Annotated in this window: 17 protein-coding genes; 6 read left to right on the top strand and 11 right to left on the bottom strand. The window is 65.0% G+C overall.

All coding sequences use genetic code 11. The features are described 5' to 3' along the window. Window positions 1-78: 78 nt before the first annotated feature. From BFE01S_RS26230 to BFE01S_RS26240, 3 genes are all read right to left on the bottom strand, one after another. Window positions 79-1,341, bottom strand: a complete 1,263-nt coding sequence (locus tag BFE01S_RS26230; protein WP_028228062.1) for an Hsp70 family protein — start codon at window positions 1,339-1,341, stop codon at window positions 79-81. Window positions 1,342-1,539: 198 nt separating this feature from the next. Then, a complete protein-coding gene (locus tag BFE01S_RS26235; RefSeq protein ID WP_028228063.1) occupies window positions 1,540-2,142 on the bottom strand; it encodes a nitroreductase family protein in 603 nt (200 codons plus the stop codon). A gap of 122 nt (window positions 2,143-2,264) precedes the next feature. Further along, window positions 2,265-3,548 (bottom strand): MFS transporter, encoded by a 1,284-nt coding sequence (locus BFE01S_RS26240; protein WP_028228064.1) that lies wholly within the window; start codon window positions 3,546-3,548, stop codon window positions 2,265-2,267. Between the two features lie 151 nt (window positions 3,549-3,699). On the opposite strand from BFE01S_RS26240, the gene BFE01S_RS26245 reads away from it, so the two are divergent. Together BFE01S_RS26245 and BFE01S_RS26250 are read left to right on the top strand one after the other, a co-directional pair. Then, complete coding sequence (locus tag BFE01S_RS26245; protein ID WP_028228065.1) at window positions 3,700-4,317, top strand: TetR/AcrR family transcriptional regulator; 618 nt, start codon at window positions 3,700-3,702, stop codon at window positions 4,315-4,317. 4 nt (window positions 4,318-4,321) lie between these two features. Beyond that, on the top strand, window positions 4,322-4,969 hold the full coding sequence (locus BFE01S_RS26250) for a DUF1415 domain-containing protein (RefSeq protein WP_028228066.1): 648 nt from the start codon (window positions 4,322-4,324) through the stop codon (window positions 4,967-4,969). A gap of 5 nt (window positions 4,970-4,974) precedes the next feature. Here the strand turns inward: BFE01S_RS26250 and BFE01S_RS26255 are convergent, their stop codons facing one another. Beyond that, window positions 4,975-5,853, bottom strand: coding sequence for a class I SAM-dependent methyltransferase (locus tag BFE01S_RS26255; RefSeq protein ID WP_028228067.1), 879 nt, complete (start codon window positions 5,851-5,853; stop codon window positions 4,975-4,977). Window positions 5,854-6,224: 371 nt separating this feature from the next. Between BFE01S_RS26255 and BFE01S_RS26260 the strand changes: the two genes are divergently transcribed. After that, window positions 6,225-6,545, top strand: coding sequence for a hypothetical protein (locus tag BFE01S_RS26260; protein ID WP_028228068.1), 321 nt, complete (start codon window positions 6,225-6,227; stop codon window positions 6,543-6,545). Window positions 6,546-6,610: 65 nt separating this feature from the next. Here the strand turns inward: BFE01S_RS26260 and BFE01S_RS26265 are convergent, their stop codons facing one another. After that, window positions 6,611-7,744: a methyltransferase gene (locus tag BFE01S_RS26265; protein WP_028228069.1), complete on the bottom strand. Its 1,134-nt coding sequence runs from the start codon at window positions 7,742-7,744 to the stop codon at window positions 6,611-6,613. 230 nt (window positions 7,745-7,974) lie between these two features. Between BFE01S_RS26265 and BFE01S_RS26270 the strand changes: the two genes are divergently transcribed. Beyond that, complete coding sequence (locus BFE01S_RS26270) at window positions 7,975-10,716, top strand: type IIG restriction enzyme/methyltransferase (RefSeq protein ID WP_028228070.1); 2,742 nt, start codon at window positions 7,975-7,977, stop codon at window positions 10,714-10,716. On the opposite strand, the gene BFE01S_RS40260 is transcribed toward BFE01S_RS26270, so the two are convergent. Next, on the bottom strand, window positions 10,713-11,807 hold the full coding sequence (locus tag BFE01S_RS40260) for an AraC family transcriptional regulator (RefSeq protein ID WP_169742668.1): 1,095 nt from the start codon (window positions 11,805-11,807) through the stop codon (window positions 10,713-10,715). The genes BFE01S_RS26270 and BFE01S_RS40260 overlap by 4 nt on opposite strands. Before the next feature lie 100 nt (window positions 11,808-11,907). Here BFE01S_RS40260 and BFE01S_RS26280 point away from each other — a divergent pair, with 100 nt between their 5' ends. Further along, entirely contained in the window at window positions 11,908-12,744 is an 837-nt protein-coding gene (locus BFE01S_RS26280; protein ID WP_218002926.1) for an alpha/beta hydrolase, read from the top strand. Between the two features lie 92 nt (window positions 12,745-12,836). Then, on the top strand, window positions 12,837-14,804 hold the full coding sequence (locus BFE01S_RS26285) for an ATP-binding protein (protein ID WP_169742669.1): 1,968 nt from the start codon (window positions 12,837-12,839) through the stop codon (window positions 14,802-14,804). Between the two features lie 145 nt (window positions 14,805-14,949). On the opposite strand, the gene BFE01S_RS40270 is transcribed toward BFE01S_RS26285, so the two are convergent. From BFE01S_RS40270 to BFE01S_RS45145, 5 genes are all read right to left on the bottom strand, one after another. Beyond that, the gene (locus BFE01S_RS40270) at window positions 14,950-17,964 is read right to left on the bottom strand and encodes an ATP-binding protein (RefSeq protein WP_042338616.1); all 3,015 of its coding nucleotides are present in this window, start codon (window positions 17,962-17,964) and stop codon (window positions 14,950-14,952) included. Between the two features lie 77 nt (window positions 17,965-18,041). Continuing rightward, a complete protein-coding gene (locus BFE01S_RS26300) occupies window positions 18,042-19,679 on the bottom strand; it encodes a LuxR family transcriptional regulator (RefSeq protein ID WP_084170176.1) in 1,638 nt (545 codons plus the stop codon). A 315-nt stretch (window positions 19,680-19,994) separates the two neighbouring features. Further along, on the bottom strand, window positions 19,995-20,564 hold the full coding sequence (locus BFE01S_RS26305; RefSeq protein WP_084170177.1) for a MucR family transcriptional regulator: 570 nt from the start codon (window positions 20,562-20,564) through the stop codon (window positions 19,995-19,997). Then, window positions 20,536-21,651: a catalase gene (locus BFE01S_RS26310; RefSeq protein ID WP_028228075.1), complete on the bottom strand. Its 1,116-nt coding sequence runs from the start codon at window positions 21,649-21,651 to the stop codon at window positions 20,536-20,538. Before BFE01S_RS26310 ends, BFE01S_RS26305 begins: the two co-directional genes overlap by 29 nt. Continuing rightward, the gene (locus tag BFE01S_RS45145; RefSeq protein WP_169742670.1) at window positions 21,651-21,794 is read right to left on the bottom strand and encodes a hypothetical protein; all 144 of its coding nucleotides are present in this window, start codon (window positions 21,792-21,794) and stop codon (window positions 21,651-21,653) included. Before BFE01S_RS45145 ends, BFE01S_RS26310 begins: the two co-directional genes overlap by 1 nt. Between the last annotated feature and the right edge of the window lie 73 nt (window positions 21,795-21,867).

The following is a 21,867-nucleotide window of genomic DNA, read 5'->3' on the forward strand; positions in this document are numbered from 1 at the left end:
TGACCTGGGATTCTGCCTGGCAAGCTTACCGAAAAACCCCACGCTTCCTCTGGAAGGTGGGGTTTTTTCTTGGGTGCTTCAGCCGAACAGGCGCTGCGCGTGGATGCCGAGGCCCGTCGCCACGCTGGCGAGGCGGTCGCCGAACACCGGCCGCGCGTGCGCAAACGCTCCGGCAAGCGCCTCGGTGAGGAACAGAAGGCCCGTCGAGCCGCCGGTGAAATAGAGCGCGTTCACGTCGGCCGACTTGACGCCCGCCGCCTGCACCGTCTCGCGCGCCGCTTCCACGATACGGCGGGTCTCTTCGCGGCCCGCTTCGACCAGTTGGGCGTCGTCGAAGGCAAGGCGCAGATCCGCCTCCACCGCCTCCAGATCGATCATGGTCTGGCCGCCCGCCGAAACACCGATCTTCGCCTCTTCGCCGCGCGCCGCCAGCGCGTGCCCCAGACGCCGCTCCACCACGCGCATCAGGCGGTCGTGGTGCCGCGCGTCGCGGTACAGGTGGCGCATGAGCTTGAGCTCGGCCGCCCGCCTGGGCGTGTACACCGTATTGATCAGGTGCCAGGTCGCGAGATCGAAATACACGCGGTTCGGCACTTCGCGCCCTTCCGGATCGAGCGACTGGTAGCCGATTTCGCGCAGGATCGTCGCGAGTTCGACGCGGCGGTCGAAATCGGTGCCCGCAACGTGGACGCCATGGTGCGCGAGCACATCGTCCTTGCGTTCGAGCCGCTGCATGCGCTGCGGCCCCACCCGCACGAGCGAGAAGTCCGAAGTACCGCCGCCGATATCCGCCACCAGCACGAGCCCCTCCTCCGTGAGACGCGACTCGTAATCGAACGCGGCGGCGATGGGTTCGTACTGGAACTGGATTTGCCGGAATCCCACCGAGCGCGCGGCCGCCTCGAGCTGGTCCTGCGCGAGCTGGTCGGCACGCGGATCCTCGTCGACGAAGAACACCGGGCGGCCCAGCACCGCGCGCTCGATCGGCGCGCCGGCGCAGGCTTCGGCGCTGCGTTTGAGGTGATCCACGAAGATCGCGATGATGTCCGTGTAGCGGATCGCGCTGCCGTCGCCGAGGTCGGTCGTGCTCTCCGCCAGCGCCGAACCGAGGATGCTCTTCATCGAGCGCATCAGGCGCCCGTCGAAGCCGTCGATATAGGACGCGAGCGCGGCCCGGCCGAACTCGCGGGTGTGCTCGTCGGTATTGAAGAACACGGCAGTGGGCAGCGTAACGTGCGCATCCTCCACGGGCGCGAGCCGCATGGCGCCGCCGGACGCGGCTGCGGGCAGCGCCACCGCAGAATTGGAGGTCCCGAAGTCAATCGCGCAGAACGTGTTCATGGCAGAAAAGCACCGCGCAGGAGCTGCGCAGCGCGAGGGATGGGCTGGGAGGACGGGCTTTGTATCACGAAACTCCGGCAACCGGCAACCGCGGCCCTTTCAGGAACACTGGCGCAATAAGAAACGCGCGGCAAGCCGCGCGTTTTGTCTGATTTTTGGCGTTGGCCGCCAGCGGGCTTCGCGCCCAGACTCCGGGATTCAGCCCTTGAACGGCTGCTTCCAGGCCCCTTCGTAGGCGATGTCGCCGACGGCCGAGCGCGTGCGCTCCGCCTTCTCGCGGTCGCGCAGCACGGGCTCGAGCTTTTCGCTGTCGCCGTAGTGGCCGATCGAGATGATCGCGAGCGGTTCCACGTCGTTCGGCAGCGCGAATTCGGTGCGGAATGCATTGACGTCGAAGCCGCTCATCTGGTGCGCAGCCAGACCCAGCGCATGCGCCTGCAGCACCAGCGACATGGCTGCCGCGCCCGCATCGTACTGCGCCGTGCGATTGACCTCGCCCTTCGCGGTAAGCGTTTGTGCCGTCACCGCGATCAGCACCGGAGCCGGTGCATTCCATTGCTGGTTGAACGGCACGAGCGTGGCGAACGCGCGCTTGAACGCGGTTTCGTTCGCGGTGCGGTCGAACACGAGGAAACGCCACGGCTGCAGGTTGTAGCCCGAGGGCGCCCAGCGCGCCGCCTCGATCACCGCGTGCAGCGCCTCGCGGCTCACCGGCTCGTTCGAATACGCGCGCGGGCTCCAGCGGCCGGCGATCAGTTCATGGATGGGCACGGCTGTCGGTGCGGGTTTGTGCTTCGTCATGCCTTGTCTGTCCTTGGTGTGTTCGGGCGCACGCCCGGGGGACACTAGGATAACCGCGCGGTGTGAATCGTGCTGATACATCCTCGGCAGGGCCGGTGCGCCACTGCACGCCGCGGCGGTGCTCAGACCGCCTGCACGCCCACGGCGCGAGGGCCGCGGTTGATCCGCAGCACGAGCAGCGAAGCGACGAGGCACAGGCCGCCCGAGATCATCGACGCCACGGTATAGGTGCCGAGGCTCGAGCGCAGGAGGCCCGCGCCGTAGGCCGCGAACGCCGCGCCCAGTTGGTGCCCCGCCACCACCCAGCCGAACACCACGGGCGCGCGCTCCTTGCCGTAGACGTCGGTCGCGAGACGCACCGTCGGCGGCACCGTCGCGATCCAGTCGAGGCCATAGAACACGGCGAAGATCGGCAGCCCGAAGAAGTCGATGCCGAACGCATGCGGCAGGTAGATCAGCGAAAGCCCGCGCAGCCCGTAGTACCAGAACAGCAGCACGCGGCTGTTGAAGCGGTCGGAAAGCCAGCCCGAGAGGGTCGTGCCGAACAGGTCGAATACGCCCATCGTGGCGAGCAGCGAAGCGCCCTGCACTTCCGTCATGCCGTAGTCGCCGCACATGGCGATCAGGTGCGTGCCGATGTAGCCGTTCGTGCTCGCGCCGCAAATGAAGAAGCTGAAAAAGAGCAGCCAGAAGTCGCGGGTGCGGCTGGCCGAGGTGAGCGCGCCGAATGCGATCTTGAGCGGATTGCCCTGCGGCTGCGGCGGTGCGACGGGCGTGTCGTGGCCCTCGCCGAAGGGGCGCAGCGCCATGTCGGCGGGCCGCTCGGGCAGCAGAAAGGCCACGAGCGGAATCACCACGGCCGCCGCTGCCGCCACCACGAGCACCACGGGCTGCCAGCCGTACTTCTGCGCAATCGCCGCGAGAAAGGGCAGGAACACCAGTTGCCCCGTGGCCGAGCTCGCAGTGAGAATGCCCATCGCGAGGCCGCGGTGCGACGTGAACCAGCGCGTCACCACGGTGGCCGAAAGCGAAAGCGCGGCCACGCCCGTAGCGCCGCCCACCATCACGCCCCAGATCAGCACCATCTGCCACGGATGTGTCATCAGCGACGAAAGCGCCACGCCCGCGCCCATGGTGGCAAGCGCGGCAAGGAGCGTCGGGCGCACGCCGAAGCGCTGCATCGCCGCCGCCGCGAACGGTCCCATCAGGCCGTACAGCGCAATGTTCACCGAAATCGCGAGCGAAATCGTCGCGCGGCTCCAGCCGAACTGATGCTCGAGCGGCACCATCATCACGCTCGGCGTGGCGCGCGTGCCCGCGGCCGCCAGCAGCACCAGAAACACCACCGCCACGACGAGCCACCCGTAGTGGAAACGCCCGCCGACCATCCTCGCTGCCCAGTTCATCCTCGCTCCTGTTGTACCGTGCCCAGCCCCGATCGTCGATTGCGCCTCATGGACGCCGCAGCAACAATTTGTTACCGATCGGTCACAAGTGTGTTGCGATAGTAGTGACCGCTCGGTAACATGTCAAGCAGCAACCACCGGCGAGAATTCCATGACCGATCATTCCCCCACCCCGCGCGCGCGCCGCACGAGCAAGCCGCGCGCGCAGGAGCATCTGCTGCTCGCAGCGGACGAACTGTTCTATCGGGAAGGCGTGCGCGCCGTGGGCGTCGAGGCCGTCGTCGAGCGCGCGGGCGTCAACAAGATGAGCCTGTACCGCCAATTCTCGTCGAAGGACGACCTGGTCGTCGCGTATCTGAAGCGCTGCGACGAGCGCTTTTTCGACCGCCTGGAAGCGAGCGTCGCGAAACATCCGGGCGAGCCGGTCAAGCAGTTGCTCCAGTATTTCGAAGACCTGGCGCAGCGCGCCTCGGCGGCCGATTACCGGGGCTGCCCGTTCGTGAACGTCGCAGCCGAATTTCCGGACGCTTCGCACCCGGCGCGCCATTCGGTTGCCGAGAACAAGGCGAAGCTGATCGCGCGGCTCACCACGCTCGCCGGGCAAGCGCAGGCCGCGGACCCCGCGGCCCTCGCCGACGAACTCGCCCTGCTGATCGAAGGTATTTATGCGGCAAGCCAGACCTACGGCCCGGGTTGCGGCCCGATCCTCGCCGGACCGCGCATGGCGAAGCGGCTGATCGAGGCGGCCTGCCCGGCGCCGGTAAAATAGCGCGATGACCGATACCGCCTCAGCCCCCGCCCACGCCGACGTTCTTGCCGCCACGCGCCACTGGCTCACGCGCGCCGTGATCGGCCTGAACCTGTGCCCGTTCGCGAAGAGCGTGCACGTGAAGCAGCAGATCCGCTATGTGGTGAGCGAGGCGACCGGTCTGGAAGGCGTCCTTGTCGATCTCGAAGCGGAACTCAAGACACTCGACGCCGCCGACCCCGAGCAGATCGACACGACCCTGCTGATTCTGCCTCGCGCGCTAGCCGATTTTCTGGATTTCAACGACGCGCTCTATTTCGCCGACCGGCTGCTTCAGCAGCTACGGCTCGAAGGCACGCTGCAGATCGCGAGTTTTCATCCGCAGTACCAGTTCGACGGCAGCGAGCCGGGCGACATCGAAAATTACACGAACCGCACCCCTTATCCGATCCTGCATCTGCTGCGCGAAGCGAGCATCGAGCGCGCAACCGAAGCATTCCCGGATGCCGCCGATATCTACGAACGCAATCAGGCGACGCTGCGCCGGCTCGGCCTGCAAGGCTGGCAGGACTGGATGGCCGGCGGCGACGGCGAAGGTGGCGACAGTGGCGGAGGCAGCAACGCCCCCCGCCGGGCCGGCGCTCAGGCCGATCAGTCAGATCAGGCCGATTAATCAGATCAGGCAGACGGTTCTTCGTCCGCAGTCGCATGGGACGGCCCGTTGCCGGCATCGTCGACGAAGAATCGCTCGTTGAGTTCGGCAAGGCCGAAGGTCGCGAGAATCTCGGTCAGCCGTTCGGCGGGCCGACGCCGCGGCAGATCCTTGTATTGGGCAACGATGAGTTCGTTCTTCATCGAGTGCTCCCACCCCACCAGTTCCGTCACGCTCACCTGGTACCCGTGGGCCTCCAGCTGCAGACAGCGCAGCACGTTCGTGATCTGGCTGCCGAACTCGCGCGTGTGCAGCGGATGGCGCCAGATTTCGGTGAGCGCCTGGCCAAGCGACTTGCCTTTGTTGCGCCGCAGCACGCCCGCCACCTCGGCCTGACAGCACGGCACGACCACGATATGGCGCGCGCGCTTCTTGAGCGCGAAACGTAGCGCGTCGTCGGTGGCCGTGTCGCAGGCGTGCAGCGCCGTCACCATATCGACGGTGGGCGGCAGCGCATCCGACGCGATCGAGTCCGCCACGGACAAATTCAGAAACGACATCCCTTCGAAACCTAGCCGCTTCGCAAGATCGCGCGAGCGCTGCACGAGTTCGTCGCGCGTTTCGATGCCGAAGATGTGCGACTGGTCATGAAGCGCCTTGAAAAACAGGTCGTAAAGGATAAAACCAAGATAGGACTTGCCGGCGCCGTGATCGACGAGCGTGATGTCGCGGCCATCCTGTTTGAGGTCCTTGAGAAGGGGCTCGATGAACTGGAACAGGTGATAGACCTGCTTGAGCTTGCGGCGGCTATCCTGATTCATCTTGCCGTCGCGCGTCAGGATGTGGAGCTCCTGGAGGAGTTCGACAGACTGGTTCGGACGGATTTCGTAAGTCTTGCTGGACATCGTGCGGGCGAAGGAGAGACGTCTTTTATCGGGAAACGTGCGACAGGCGACGGAAGGAAGAAGATTTACCTGCCATTTTACGAAAAAAGCACGACGTGGCCGTCATAAAGCAAAAGTCGCAGGCGGCCCGCAGCGTCCGGAACGCTGACCCCACGTCCGGACGGCAGGGAGGGGTTGATTAAAAGAGACACGGCGGACATCCGTCCCCGATGTCCACAAAGGACCACTGGGAGCGTGACCAGCCGGCAATGCACCGGCCGGCGCGTATGGGAGGTCGCTCCGGCACCACCGGCGGCGACAGAACAGGCACGTGGCAGTCTATCGTTGCTCGGGAAGCGCACGATGCTGCACGTCCTTGCACGAGGCTTGCAATGAATACGAAACCAGACGGAAATGCCGAGCAGAAATTTCAGGAATTGCTCACCAAGCTGCTCGATGTTCCTTCGTGGACCGAGAAGCAGCAGCTGGAACTCGAAATGGCGCGCGACATATCGGTTGAGATGTTGCGCATTGCCGAGGAAATGCGCGATGGCGCAAGCGATCTCGAAACCTGCCTGATCCTGCTGAAATACGCAAAGGTTCTCGACTTCGTGATGTCGTCCCTCGCGGCCCGCCGGGACATCAAACCGCAGACATTACGCGTGATTTTCAAGCTCGCGGGACTGAAAGTCGACGAAGCCTATCCAGGCTGAACGCCGACCGGCCCTGCCCCCCCATCCCACCGAAGCGCCGGCCCCGCGCCCACGCTTCGGCGGTCTCACTTTTTCGCCGCCTTCAGCCGCCAGAGCGACGTGATTTCCTTTGCGCGCGCCTCGTGGAGCGGATCGCTGCGGTCCGCCGCCTTCGGATGACGCGCACGAATATCCTCACGCCCCACCACCTCCAGCCCCGCACCCGAAATCATTTCCATGAATGCGGCGCGCGTACGCAACCCGAGATGCTCGGCAAAATCGGAGAGGATCAGCCAGCCCTCGCCGTCCGGCTCCAGATGGTCCTTCAGGCCGTCGAGAAAGCCGCGCAGCATGCGGCTATCCGGATCGAATACGGCATATTCGATGGGCGAAGCGGGCCGCGCCGGCACCCAGGGCGGATTGCAGACGACAAGCGGCGCACGCCCCGGCGGAAAGAGATCCGCCTCGATCACTTCGACACGATCGGCATAACCCAGTCGCGCGAGGTTCTCGCGCGCGCAAGCGAGCGCGCGCGGGTCCTGGTCGGTGGCGACCACCCGCTCCACGCCGCGCGACGCCAGCACCGCGGACAGCACGCCGGTGCCCGTGCCGATGTCGAACGCCTTATCTAACGAAGGCAGCGGCGTGCGCGCGACGAGATCGACATACTCCCCGCGCACGGGGGAAAACACGCCGTAGTACGGATGAATGCGCTCGCCGCCAAGCGCCGGGATCTCGACGCCCTTCTTGCGCCATTCGTGCGCGCCGACGAGGCCAAGCAGCTCGCGCAGCGAAACCGCCGATGCCTCGCCCGTGGCCGGACCCCAGGCCTCCTCGCAGGCGAGCCGCACCTCGGGTGCGCGGCGCAGCGCAATCGTGTAGTCGCCTTCGAGCGGGATCAGCACCATGCCGAGCGTTCGCGCGCGCTGCGATTGCGCCTGGCGGTGCAGGTTGAAGGCGTCCAGCGGCGAAGCGGGTGCTTTGGGCGGCTTGCGGTCGGCGCGGCGCGCCATCGCCTGCAGCAACTGGCGGGCGTTCTGGTAGTCGCCGCGCCACAGGAGCGCAGTGCCTTCGCAGGCGAGCCGGTAAGCCGCGTCGGCGGTAGTACGGTCGTCGGCGAGCACCACGCGCTTCGGCGGCGCGACGCCGGCCTCCGAACGCCAGCGGACGGTGCGCGGGCCATCCGTATCGGGCCAGCTCAGGGTGGGAATGTCGGTCATAGGATTCACAGGCAAAACGGCTTGGCCGCGGCGGCGCCATCATATAGCAGAGCACAGCGGCGCGTTGCGGGACTCGAAGCATGTCACGATGATCGCCTACGCGAGCGCGTCCATCGACTCGTCCGAAAGTCAGAGGGCGCGCGGCGGCGCGACGCGCTTAAAATGGGCGGCAACCGGCGCCTCACGCGAACTGGCAGGCAACGCGCGGCAAACGCTGCCCCAACAAGATCATGCCCGAGACCAACAAGACGAGACGCGTGCGCCCTCGCCACGCAACGCTCGACCAACGCTTCTACGCGGAACTGCTGCATATCGCGGGTTTGCGCGAAACCGTGACGGGCGGCAAGCCGGCCATCGCCCGCTGCCCCGAGCACGCAAGGGTGCCCGGGGCGCTGGTCGAAAACGCGCTGGCGCGCATCGAGGCGCGCGACGGTCCCCTTGCTCAAGAGAACCCGCAGGCCCGATTCGAGACGGTGCTGCGCCTTTGCATCGCATGGCTCAGCCGCCTCGTCTTTCTCAAGCTGCTCGAAACACGGCTTCTCGCGCTGCACAACGGCGATCCCGCTTACGCATTTCTGCGCTCGAGCCGTATTCGCTCCTTCGCTGAACTCGATGCGTTGTGCCGCGAAGTGCTCGTGAACGAGCCCCCGGCATCCCGCGCGCAGTTCCCGCTGATTCCGCGCTTCGAGGGTTCGGCTCTCGTTTCGGAGGATCGGGAAAACGCGGGAATCCCGCTCGGCGCGCTGGCCGATTCGCCGCCGCTGCCCGTTTTCGCGCAAACCGCGCTCAGGCAGGCTGGAGAAGCGCTGGACCCCGTGCACTATCTGCTCGATTTTCTCGATGCCTACGACTTTTCCCCGCGCGCAACGCAGCCTGGCAACGCGGGAAAACCGAAGGTCGATACGGCAACGCTCGGCCTGATCTTCGAGAAGTTCAACGGCTATCGGGAAGGCGCATGGTTCACGCCGGGCAGCGTCGCGACGTACCTGGCCGGCGCCGCGATCGAGTCGGCTGCGCTCCGCCGCTTCAACCGGCTCAAAGGCTGGCACTGCGAATCCATCGATCAGTTATGCCAGGCGATTGCGAATCGCAACGAAGCTCGCGAAGTCGTGGATGCACTGCGCGTCTGCGATCCGGCGGTGGGCTCCGGGCACCTGCTCGTTTCGGCGCTCAACGCGCGCGTGGCGCTAAAGTCGCGCCTCGGCTTGCTGACCGACGCCGCAGACAACCCGCTTTGCGGCTATTGTTTCGAGATCGAGTCGGACCGGCTCACGGTGAAACGGGAAGACGGCACATCGCTCGATAGCGCGTTGCCAGAGGAAGAACGCCGGCGCCTCGACGCTGCCCTGTTCAGGGAGAAGTGCGCCATCGTCGAACGCGGCTTGTTCGGCGTGGACATCAATCCCGATGCGGTGCGGCTGACGAAACTGCGGCTCTGGATCGAGCTGCTCGAACATGCCGGGTACGACGCGAACGGACAGTTCGCCGCCCTGCCCAATCTCGACATCCCTATCCAGCAAGGCAATGCCGCAATCCAGCGGTCCGGATTCCCGTCGCCCCTGGAACCCGACCTCAAACCGGAGGCACCGCACAAGTCGAGCGCGACCTCATCCCTCTATGACAACGCCTTCGAATGGCGCACCGCCTTTGCGCCTGTCCTCGACGACACAGGCGCGTTCCCCGGCTTCGACGCCATCGTCGCGAACCCGCCCTACATCGACTCCGAGCGCATGGCGAACGAAGGCATGCTGGCCGTGCGCGAACATCTCGCGCAGCGCTGGCCAGCCGCGCGAGGCAACTGGGATCTGTACGTCGTCTTCATGGAACTCGGCCTGTCGCTTCTCGCCCCGACGGGCGCAATGGCGTGCCTCACGCCGGACAAGTGGCTCGCCAAGCCCTTCGGCGACGCGTTCCGCGCGCGCTATCTCGACAAGATCGAGCGCATCGCCGCGCTAGGCCGCGGCGTGTTCGACCGTGCGCGCGTGGACTCGATCGTCACGCTCTACGCGAACGAAGGCACCGGGTTCGTTTCGACTGCGCGCATCGAAACGGGCGTGCTGATCCCGCTCGCCCATGCGCGCAAGTCCGCGCTCGCCGCGCCGTGGAGGCTCGACGCGCTGCTCTCGCCCGACCATGCGTTCGTGCAGAAAATGGCGCACTCGCACGCAACGCTCGGATCGTTGCTGCGCTGTGAAAACGCGTGCGCAACCTCGGACGCCTACCGGCTCAAACCGCTCGTCGAAGAAGCGAATGGCCGCTTCGATCCGCAGCGCCAATTCCGCGTGGTCAATACGGGCACTTTGGGGCAGTTCATCTCCCGCTGGGGTAAAAGGCCGATGACCTATCTCGGCAACCGGTATCAGGCACCCGTCGTGGATCGCGCGCGTTTCGCCGCGGAGTTCGCGAACGCGTACGGCGGAAAGGCCGGGGCAAAGAAAGTGATCGTGAAGGGACTCACGCGGCTCGACGCCGCGCTCGATCTCGCCGGCGACACGATCCCGGGCAAAACGACGCTGATCCTGCGCTCCAGCGACGACAGCTTGCTGAAGTTCGCGGCCGCGGTGCTGAATTGCCCGCTTGCGGTGTTTTATCTGCGCGCGCGTTATCCCTCGGCCAGTTATAACGGGGGCATTGCGTTCACCAAGGCCATGATCGATTCGGTGCCGGTGCCGCGAGCGCCTGAAGCGAGAAGCGCGCTGGCCGGTCTGGTCGACGAGCTACTGGCGTACCAACGCGCGGGACTTGCTGCCGAAGCCGAGGCAAGCTCGCGGGAAATCGACCGCCTGCTGTATGAGGCGTTTGGATTGTCCGCGGAAGAAGTGGCGCAGATTGCGGGCAACGATCGCACGCACGGTGTCGCAGAGGCTGAGATACCCGACGAAAAAGGGGTTACAGCCGAGGCACCGCCCCGACCACCAACCCCAACCCGATCCAGCGGATCTGAGCCTGTTCCGTCCTGCCCGAAATTCTAGTCGGCGTTGATTCTCCGCCATTGCATGGGGGACATTTCGTATCTTCCTCTGAACGCTCGACTGAACGCGGCCTCGGACGTATACCCGACCCGGTTCGCAATATCCGAGATCGGTGCGCGACTGTATCGCAACAACTCTGCGGCCCGATCCAGGCGCCAGCTTGTGAGATAGCTCAGCGGCGCCATCCCCACGACACGCTGGAACCGATCCGCGAAAGCCGACCGGGACAGATTCGACAACCCGGCGAGGTCGCCGACGGTCCATGTCCGGCCTGGGTCGGCGTGTATGGCGGACATCGCAGGATTGATACGGGCATCAATCGCGCCAGATAGCCAGCCACGACCGACAGTACCATCCGTCGCCCAGGTACGCAGCAATTGAACAAAGATTACGTCGAGCAGTCGGGAGATCATGGCGGCAGCGCCCGCGCGCGGATTCAACGCTTCGTCCAGAATGAAACGGCAACTCAGCTCCAGCCACTCGAAGGGCCGCTCTCGCAAGCCCTTCAGGATCAGAACGGGTGGAAGCACCGACAGCAGGCGTTGCGATAACACGCCGTCAAAGCCGAAATCCCCGCACAGCCACGTAGTATCCCCATGTCCGATCGTCAGGCGCTCCCGATCGTAGTGATGGAGCGCGAGATCCGTGAGAAGCGTTGCGGAACGCCCAAGCCGATCCGATATCACATGGCCATGACCGTGCATGAGCATGACCAGATCTCCCTGCGCGGCGTGGTACGGCTCATCGTCCCCCTCCACTTCGATCGCCACGCTCCCGCTTCTGATGATGTGCAAACGGCATTTGCCGGCTGGAAAGCGCAGCCCGAAAGGTGCAGATGCTGCGCATGTAAAGACCGTATTGCCGCGGACGCGGATCAGCTCCAGCACATCTGAAAAGGCATCTCGCCTGAATGCAAAGGGATCTGATCCGTCATCCAGCCCGGTCGGCGTTTCAGCAAAGAATTCCGGTTTTTTAGCCATGTCGCGTACCTGGATGATCTTTATGATGGGCGCATCATTCACATAGCGCGCCCCGATGTCAAAGACTACGCTTTCGCCATACAACGCGTGGCGACACCGGATCGCTTCCATACGAACCCAACGAGGCATCGGAGAAGCGAATCCGGAAACCTCGATGAATCCTGGGCATCGGATTTTGTAATCCGCCAACCATAAAACGAAGAGTGGGTACATGAAGCCCGAAATGCATGCGGACACGGTCGTACTCATTCACGGCCTCTGGATGACGCCCTTGTCATGGGAGCATTGGGTAGTCCACTACGAGAAACGGGGCTTCAGGGTGATTGCCCCGGGATACCCGGGCATCGAGCCGGGCGAAGAGGGAGTCGAGGCGCTCCGGAGAGATCCATCGCCTCTGGCGGGTCTGGGCGTGCGAGAGGTTTTCGACCACCTGGCCGGGATCGTCGGCGCCCTCGATACGAAACCCGTCATCATGGGGCATTCGTTCGGCGGGACCTTTGTTCAGCTCCTGCTCGACGCTGGCTTCGGCGCGGCCGGCATATCCATCGACGGCGCGGCGGTGAAGGGGGTGATGGCACTTCCTTTCAGCGAGATCAAGGCGACGTTCCCGGTCCTGCGCAACCCGGCCAACCTGCGCCGCGCAGTGCCGATCACCGCGAAGGATTTCCACTACGCGTTCACGAACAACCTGAGCATCGAGGAATCGAAGGCCGTCTACGACCGCTATGCCGTCCCCGTGTCGGGGCGGATATTGTTCCAGGGGGGACTCGCGAATTTCACCCCGAACGCCTCGACGACCTGCAACTTTGCGAACGACGATCGCGCGCCGTTGCTCTTCATCGCAGGCGGGAACGACCACATCCTGCCACCCGCGGTGCAGCGGGAGAATTTCGAGAAGAACGCCAGGCGCTCGCAGGCGGTCACGGCATACAAACTATTCCCTGGCCGCAGCCACTACACTTGCGGCGAGCATGGCTGGGAGCAGGTCGCCGACCTCGCTCTCGACTGGGCGCTCGCACCTGTCGCGGGAAACCTCGACCAGGTTTGACAGACTCGCGTCGCGGAAATACACGGCGGCAATTCGCCAGGACCGACGTCGTTTAAAGGCGCGGCTTGATTCAATCTGCAGAAACAAGACTCGTGAATGACGTTGCCGACATATTTTCCTCTGCATTGCCTGGGGCCCCACAGCGGGCCGATCATCGCACTGAACCTGCGGTGTCGCCCAATCGGAGAACCGATGTGATCGATTTCCCTCCTTTCCGCCTGGATCACGAAAACCGGTGCGTCTGGGCGCGCGACGTCGACGGCTCGGTCAGCCCGCTTCCGCTTGCTCCGCGCGCTTACGACATACTCCAGTACCTCGTCGATCACGCCGGCAGGTTGATCACGCACGGCGAATTCCTGGATGCGCTCTGGCGGAATGTCCATGTTCAACCCGAGGTACTGAAGACGCATATCCTGGCCATCCGGACGGCGCTCGGGGACGATCCCGAGCGTCCGCGCTTTATCGAAACCCGCCGTGGCCGCGGCTACCGCTTCATCGCGCCTGTGCTGACGAATTCCACCGAGACGCCCCCGCCGTCGAACCCGGGCGACCACGGCACGTTCGTTGGCCGCCTGCCGCAACTGAACCAGTTGAGGAAGCTGTTTGACGAGGTACGCGAGGGGGCATCGCGCATCGTCTTCGTCGCCGGCGAGCCGGGCATTGGCAAGACAACGCTCGTCAATCGGTTTCTGGATTCGCTCGGCGAGGATTCCACGGTACTGACGTCGCTCGGGCATTGCGTGGAGGGCCATGGCGGCATCGAGCCGTACTACCCGGTACTCGGTGCGCTCACGCAGCTGATCCACGGCGAAGCGGGGCGGACGATCGCTCACACACTGATGTCGGTGGCGCCGAGCTGGGCCTTGCAGATGTCGGGGTCGATGCCTCAGCAGTACCGCCCGGCCCTTCAGCGCCAGATGATCGGCGCGTCGAGCGACCGCATGCTGCGCGAAATCTGCGAATTTCTCGAAGCACTGTCGCAACAGCGTTCGCTCGTACTGATCTTCGAGGATCTGCACTGGTCCGATTATTCGACGGTCGATATGCTGTCCGCCCTGGCCCGCCGCCCCAGCCATGCGCATTTGATGATCATCGGCACGTACCGGCCGGAGGACGTCGAGGTCGCACGGCATCCACTGAGCCAGTTGACCGGTGACCTGCGGCTGCGCAAACTCTGTCACGATATCGTCCTCGAACCGCTCGCCGAATGCGCCATAGCAGAATATCTCGGCTGCGGCGCCCTGTCGGCTCGACAGAACGAGGGAACGACGGGCTTCGCGCAGCGCATGCGCGAGCACTCCGGCGGCAATCCCTTGTTCATGATCGCCACGCTCGACCACCTCGTCGAGCAAGGCATCGCCGAGTCGACACCGGATGGATGGCATCTGCGCGTTTCACCGCGGGAATTGCAGATCGAGGTGCCACCTTCGCTGAACCAGGTCATCGAACGCCGCATCAGGAAGCTCACAACCGTGCAGCAACGTGTGCTCGAAGCCGCCAGCGTGGCCGGTCCCGTATTCAGCGCGGCCACGGCCGCACCGGCCGCGGAAATGAACGCGGAAAGTTTCGAAGACATTTGCGAAGCGCTCTGCCGCCAGGAAAGCTTCATTCGCCGCGAGCCCGTCTCGACGTCCGGCTACCGCTTGCCGGCGCGTCTCTATGCGTTCCGCCATGCGATCTATCGTCAGAGCTTCTACGATCGGCAGGGTGCTTTGCGCACGGCCGGTTCGCATCTTCGCATCGCCGAGGTGCTCGAAGCCCGGTTCGCACGGGGCGAGCGCGATGGCCTGGCCGCCGAACTGGCGCAACACTTCGCAGCGGCAAAAAGCTGGGAGCGCGCGCTCCGTTACCTGCGCATCGCGAGCGAGGCGGCGAAGAAACGCCGCGCTTATCACGACGCGGTCACTGTCATCGACCGCGCACTGATGCTCGTCGCCAACCTGCCCGACAAGGCACGCGCGACGGCCGAAGCCGAGCTGCTGGAAGACCGGGCATGGCTCTTCACGGCAGCGCACGCTGCACGCGAAATGTCTCCGGGCAACTTGCCGGGCACGCCGTAAACGAGCAACGCGGAAGGGGATGCGCAACTGCGGCGGCCTGCGAAACGACCCGCGATGCCGACGCGAAGCCCGGCAAGACGATGAAGGACGCGCCCTGCGCAACGCTGCCATCGGAGCATCGACGTCGCGGTTCGTTCGAGATGCGCTAACCGTCGTCGAACTTTGCGAGACGGCGACCGATGCCCTGCTCCGACGCAATCGAAGCCGCCAGGCGACAGCGGCATTCGTCGGCGCGCCACTGCGCAAGCGCTCCGGCACTCCCGTCGCCACGTGCTCGATGCACGCCGGCCGCCGTGCGATGCAGCCGCCAGTCGGCGAGCGGCGTCGCAAATCCGTCGATGGCCGCGAACGCCTCGTTCAGACAGGAAGCGGCGTCGTTCAGGCGGCCATCGCGCAGCGCGGCCTCGGTCATCCGCTCCCAGGCCAGCGCATGCCAGAACCGTTCGTCGGTCGCAAGCGCGCGGTCGAGAAACCGCCGTGCAGGCATAGCCGCAGAGCGGCAGGCCGGGTCGGCCAGCGCGAGCCCGGCCTGCCCCCAATCGAGTGCGAGCCGCCAGTACCAGTCGAACATGACCGGTTCCCGGTCCATCTCCGCTTCGGCCTCGCTGAACCGTGCCGATGCAGTCGCGTCATCGCCGAGGCCGGCGTGCGCCAGTCCTGCCACAATCGTCCATGCCCGCCGCTGCGGACCGGGCAGCGTATCGCGGTCGCCGACATCCGCGCCCAGCGCCGTCCGGCGCAACTGCTGGTCGAGTTCGACGACGATCTCGTAGTCCATCGAGTGCACAAGCAGCCAGCCGCGGTACACCTGTAGCGTTCGTGCGGCAAAATAGTTGCCGTTGTCATGAAAGAAGCGAATGCCGCTATCGAACTCGTCGAGTGCGCGGCCCAGTTCGCCGAGCGCAAGATACGCCCATGCCGATCCGAGGCGAATCATCCACATGCCGCGTGCGATATCGAATTGCGGATGCTCCAGCGCGTGGTCATGCAACGTGCGGTGCGCCGTCTGCATGTTCTTCAGCGCATCGCCGTAACGCGTGGAGACGATCTCGAGCATCGAGTATTCGAGCTGTCCGCGCGCGCTCGCAATCGTGTCGCCGGTCTCGTGCAGCGTCGCCAGCGCCGCACGGCAAGCCTCGTCGTCAGCCGCTCGCCAGCCGAGGGCCCACACTCGCCTGACGCGGCAGATCACCTGCGTCAACGCGCCGACGCGCCGATCCGGATGCGATGCGACGAGACGCAGCGCTTCGTCGAGACAGGCGATCGAGCGCGTCTGATCGCTCCAGCCGGACACGTACGACAGTCCCATCAGCGCGCGCAGCTGGGCGTCGAGCATGCCCGCGCGAGCCGCGTCGTCGACCAGCGCGACGTAGACATCGAGCGCAAGCGGATCGTGCGCGGCCGCCAGCAGCGTCGCGCGCGCCTCGCCGAACTCGACACGCCAGCGCCACTGCGCGTCGGTCGGCAGCCTGGCAAGCAGCGCATCGCCCTGATCGAGTATCGCCAATGCGTCGCGATACGCGCTGCGCGCTTTCGCCGGGCGCAGCACGAGGCGTACGCAGTCGAGCGCCTTGCTCCAGAGCCCTGCATCGGTGAAATGCCGGCATAGTTCCGCGGCCACGTCGTCACGCTGCCCGGGCAGAAACAACTGTTCGAGGCGCTCGCCAATCAGGCGGTGCGTTGCCGAGCGCCGCGCGAGACCTTGCCGTTCGTAGAACACCTGGCCGATCAGCGCGTGAAGAAAGCTGAAACGCCGGCATGTCGAACCGTCCGGAAGCACCAGCGCTTCGGCATGGCGAATGAAATGCCCGGTGCGCACGAGTGCATCGCAGAGCGCGTCGAACGCCGCGCAGGACAGCTGCGCGGCATCTGCGACGGTTGCCGACGAGAATACCTGCCCCGCGACGCTGGCCGCTTCGAGCAGCCTCTGGGTAGGCTCGTCGAGCCGTCGGATGCGAGCATCGATCGCCTGCGCGATGGTCGGCGGCAGAGCGGCGCGAATCGCCGCGGCCGGCGCAGTCGCCCGCCATCCGCGCCCGTTCCGGCAGGCGAGCGACGCGTCGAGCAGGTGGTCGAGGATCGCTCGGATGAAGAGCGGGTTCCCGCCGGAACGCTCGGCAAGAAGGTGCGCAAATTCTTCGTCGGCCGGGGTCGAGGGCGCGCCATCGGTCAGCCACGCGACGACCTCATCGAGGGCGAGCTGTGCGAGCGGCAACCACCCGCAGCGGCGCTGCGAGGCGAGCACTGCGCTCAATTGCAGCATCGGCGGGCGCTCGACGCCGGTTCGTTCGATACGGCAATTGCAGACGATCATCAGGCGCGCCGGTGCATCGCGCTGCGCCAGCGTCTCCAGCAGTTCGACGCTGGCGAAGTCGGACCACTGCAAATCGTCGAGGACAAGCAGCAATGGCCGCCCGGCGGCGAGCGCCTCGAGCAGCGCGCAGCCTTCGCGCAGGATCCGGTCTTTCCCGGCGCCCATGACCTCGGCCCGCAGAACCCGGCGCTGCGCTTCGGGCACGTGGGCCGGCATCAGTGCCGCCCAGGTGGGCGCAATCGTCACGATCGACCGTACGACCTCCTCGCCTCGCGCACCGCGGCACAAGCGTCCCAACGCTTCGAGCACGGGATAGAACACCTCGCCGCGGCGATGGCCTTCGACGCATCCGCCGCGGCAAGCGCGTACCTCGTCGCCTCCGATCCTCGCGAGAAATCCGTCGATGAGCGCGGTCTTGCCGATGCCGGCCTCGCCGGCAACCACCACGAGTTGCCGCACGCCCGAGCGCGCGCGTTGCAGTGCCGCCTGCAGCACATTCAGCTCGCGCACGCGGCCGACGAACGCCTCCGGCCCCTGCGCGGCCGCGCGCGGCGTGTCGTCGGGCGCGACGGCCCGGGCGCCGGCGACTAACCGATAGCCATGCCCACGCAGGGTTTCGACGAGACGCGGCTGCCGCGCATTATCTCCGAGCGCGCGCCGGATCGACGCGATATGGCTTCTCAGCACTTCGGGCTGCACGTGCGTGTCGGGCCACACGGCATCGAGCAGTGCATCCGACGTGACGGGCGCTCCGGCATGCTCGGCCAGATGACGCAGTACGTCGAAAGCCTTCGGCGGCAGATCGATGCGCACGTCCTCGCCCGACGTCCCATTCGAATCGTGCAATCGCCAAACGCACTGATCAAGCAGATCCAGTTGAAAGCTTCCGAACTGGATTTTCGTCCTGACTGGAATCCCTGAGGTCAATCGAGGTCTCTCCCTGAGAGCCGGATCAGTCCCAGACGGCTCGCCAGCATCGATGCTTCGGTCCGATTCCTCGCCCCGAGCTTTGCGTAAAGATGTTTGGCATACGACTTGACCGTTTCCGGCGCTATCCGCAGGCGCATCGCGATCTGCTTGTTGGTCAACCCGCACCCCATCAGTCCGATGATCGCATGTTCACGCTCGCTCAGGCCCGCGCTCGTCGCCGGTCGAGCGGCGTCCCGGATCGACTCGCCTTCTGCCTCCTTGCGGGCCGCGCCCTGCCGGCGCCGTGCCATCAGCGCGCGTGCATAAGGCAGCAGTTCGCGGACCTCCGTCGCGACCATGATTTCCTCGGCGACGACGGCATCGATCAGCCCTGCAACGCGCTCGCCGCAGTCGATGAGCGTCTGATATAGCCCCGCATCGGCAGCCTGTTTCAACAGCGCGACGAGCGCTTCGGCGGCTTCCTCCCGGCGATCCGCCGCCAGCAGCGCTTCGATCAGCAACAGTGCGGTCGTCACCGCCGCATATCGGTCCCCCCGCGAGACCGTGTCGTCATGCAGGCGATGCAACGACGCAAGGTCGACCGCGTCGGGCGTGCGAGCGAGTGCGAAGCGGGTCTGCGCGAGCAGGTGATAACGCGCGAGCTCGAAGCGCAGGGTGCTACTGCCCGATCCGCACTGCGCGGCCAGTATGCCGAGCCTGTGGGCATGGCGCTGCGCCTCGTCGAACCGGCCTGCGGCAACGTATAACTCGACCTGCTGGGCGAGGCTTGCGGCTTGCAGGCGCGGCCAATCGTGCTTCGTGGCGAGCCCGTTCGCCTCGGCAAGCAGCGCTAGCGCCTGTTCCAGCCGGTTCCGGTTCGCTGCGATGCGTGCCAGCAGACCCAAGCCCCGTACCGCTCCCTCGATCGCGCCGCCTTGCCGGATACCCGCCAGCCGCGTCGATACGAGCGCCTCCGCCTCATCCAGGCGCCCCTCTTCATACATGAGCTGCGCCATCACGCACGCGGGAAGCGAGTCGATCGGCACGATATTGCCGATGAAACAGCGAGCCACATCGAGCGCATCGCTGGCCAGCAAACGAGCCGAATGAAAGCGCATCTGGCCGAGCTCGACTGCGGCATCAAGTGCAAGGTCGAGCATGGTGGTAAGCGTGCGCAGGCGACCCGGTTGTACGCCGGACTTGCAGCGCTCTACCGCATGAAAGCTGTCCAGATCGCCAAGGCGCCAATAGATGCAGCGGCATACCGTCAATGCGACGTGCGCGGTCGGCGACGCCGCACCCAGTCGCAGCGCAGCGAGCGCGGCAGCCAGTGCGGCTTCCCCGTCGTCCCGCAGCACGAATGCCGCTGCCTTGATGGCGGCAAGCTCGCAGCGCACGGCCATCGTCGCCGGTCCCAACGACGAGCCGGGCTGCCGTTCGATCCGTTGCGCGATCGCCAGCGCTTCCACGCCCTTGAGGCGAATCACCATTTGCCAGGCGCGGGCGATCTCGAGCCGAATGCGCGGCAGCGCCGGCTGCAGGACATGAGATCCGCGGTTCGCACGGAAATCGAACTGCGCCCATACGTAGTGGGAGGGAAAATCAGGTCTGGCCCATTCCCGAGGAGTTTCACAGGCTACCGCTTCGCTCATCGCACGCTCCGTCGCACATCGGTCGCCAAAACCGCATGACAAACGCGGTGATATCCAGCCTAGACATTGACGTGCGGAAAAGCGTGTTGATTCGGTATTTTTTTGGTAAAGGATGCGTCGTTACGTTGAATTGCGCTGATCAAAAATAAAATGAAAGCCGTATCGACGGGATTTGTAATCCGGTCACGGGGCAGCCCGGTGACCGGCCCTGGCAGCGGACGTCGCAGCCCCACGCCAGGCGCTCGCCCCGCCTCGGCAATAGCGCCTGCTGGAAAATCCCCTGATCGGGTGCGGCGTGCTTCGCGAGCCGGGCACTCAGGCCGGATTGCGCCGGCGTGATTGGGACGCGCCGGCAGCATGACGCTTTGCAATTGACGAGCGCAGCGCGGAGTAGGCTGGCGCGACCATCGGATAGCTGGCCGGCAGCCCCCATTTGGCGCGATATTCGTCGGGGGTCATCGAGAAGTGTCGTTGGAGGTAGCGCTTGAGCGACTTGAGCCGGCGCCCGTCCTCAAGACAGACGAGATAGTCGTCATGCACGGACTCCTCGACCGGAACTGCCGCACGCAGCCCGGCTGCCGGCGTCGCCCGCAAAGCGGCCAGCGCGGCATAGGTGCTCGAGATGAACGCCGGCAGCTCGGCTGCGGGCAATCGGTTGCACGATACGAAACTGGCAACGACTTCGGCCGTAAGCGCGATCAGATCGATGTCTTTCGTCACAGACGGCCTCGACAAGATCAGCCGCTCCGGGCAGAACGGCGGGTTGCCTGAAATGAAATGCGGATCGCCGAAGCCTGCTGGCCTGGCTCGCTGGCAGGCGGATCGCAGATCATCCTGGAACCAGCGGACATTACGATCAATCCCCCAAACGGGGGCCGTCTTCATCCATTCGCCCCGGCGTATCGATCCCGTCCACGACAACCTTCGCTGGTCTCCCGCGCTGCCACCGTGCCGCGCTCATCCCATACACCAGTCCCCTGACACGATTCAAATTACCGAGAGGCCGGAACGAAGCGGGAGCATTCCACGGGTTGAACGCCATCGAAGCCACCACCCCGGCTTGTTTCTTCCCTTCTTCGCCGTCGAGCAATCGCTGCGAAATAACCAGTGTGGCGATTTCAACCGGCGCGGACACGTCTTCTTTCCACTGCACGCTCGCATCTTCGATCGGCGTTTCCTTTTCGCTCACAAATGGCTGTAAAGCCAGGCGGAACAAGACATCGCCCGACGCGAGACGACTTGCTAATTCTGCCCGAAGAAAATCCGGCGCTTCGCCTGCCGAAGCGGATGGCACGTTTTGGGCCACCGGACGCAAATCGAAACGCACGGGCATTTGTCCCCAGAGGATGGCACCCCGGCTCCAGAATCGTTGCGTCGCAAGACTGGGGCACGGCCGAGAAGCTTCCTGCACGTTGTCCATCATGCGCTTCGCCTCGTCCTCCCCGAAGCTTGCAACGAGCCGCTCGACGAACGTTTCCCGAGGCCCCTGCGCAATGACCGCAAACTCGACGAATTGCCTGGCATCTCGCGCGTGCGAAACCGGATAGCTGGTCATGAGCAAATCATGCACGTCGTCGCCATCGAGTCCGATCTTCAACGCCGCACCGCGCATGTCCGGCGCGAAATCAGGCTGAGGGATTGCGCTGGCGTTGGAAAACCGCACCGCCACGGGTAACGTTGCGCCGGGCTGAAAATGCATCACCCGAAAAATTGCGGGAAGTGCCTCGTCGACGATCAATCGCGCATTCGTTACGCCAGCAACCATCTTGGCGTGCAGCGTGCGGTCAGGTTGATCGCTTCCGGTTTTCCGGCGACTGGCCTCCTGAATCGTGAGCATTTGATCGGCCAATCCGGCAAAGATCTTTTGCTCCGCTTCCACGGAGCCACCATCGTATAGTTCGTGCCATTCCAGCATGCCCATCTCCCTATCGGGTGAATGATCTGATGGATCGAAGATATCCGTCGTCGCCATCAGCGGGCCCCGGCCATCGCGACAAGCAGACGAAATGGCAGCGCCAGCAACATGGCGCCGGATACTCCGATCAGCCAGAGAAGAACGAACCAGCCAATCTGCTTGAGGTAAGACCGGTCTTTGCAATGCGCGGACTGCTGCATTCCTGTACCTCGTCATGGACTCCGTGAACTACGCGGCGAGAGCCTCGTTCCGGGCCCGCAAGCCGTGCGGCCC

The organism is Paraburkholderia ferrariae NBRC 106233, from assembly GCF_000685035.1.
In the GTDB taxonomy this organism is placed as follows: Bacteria; Pseudomonadota; Gammaproteobacteria; order Burkholderiales; family Burkholderiaceae; genus Paraburkholderia; species Paraburkholderia ferrariae.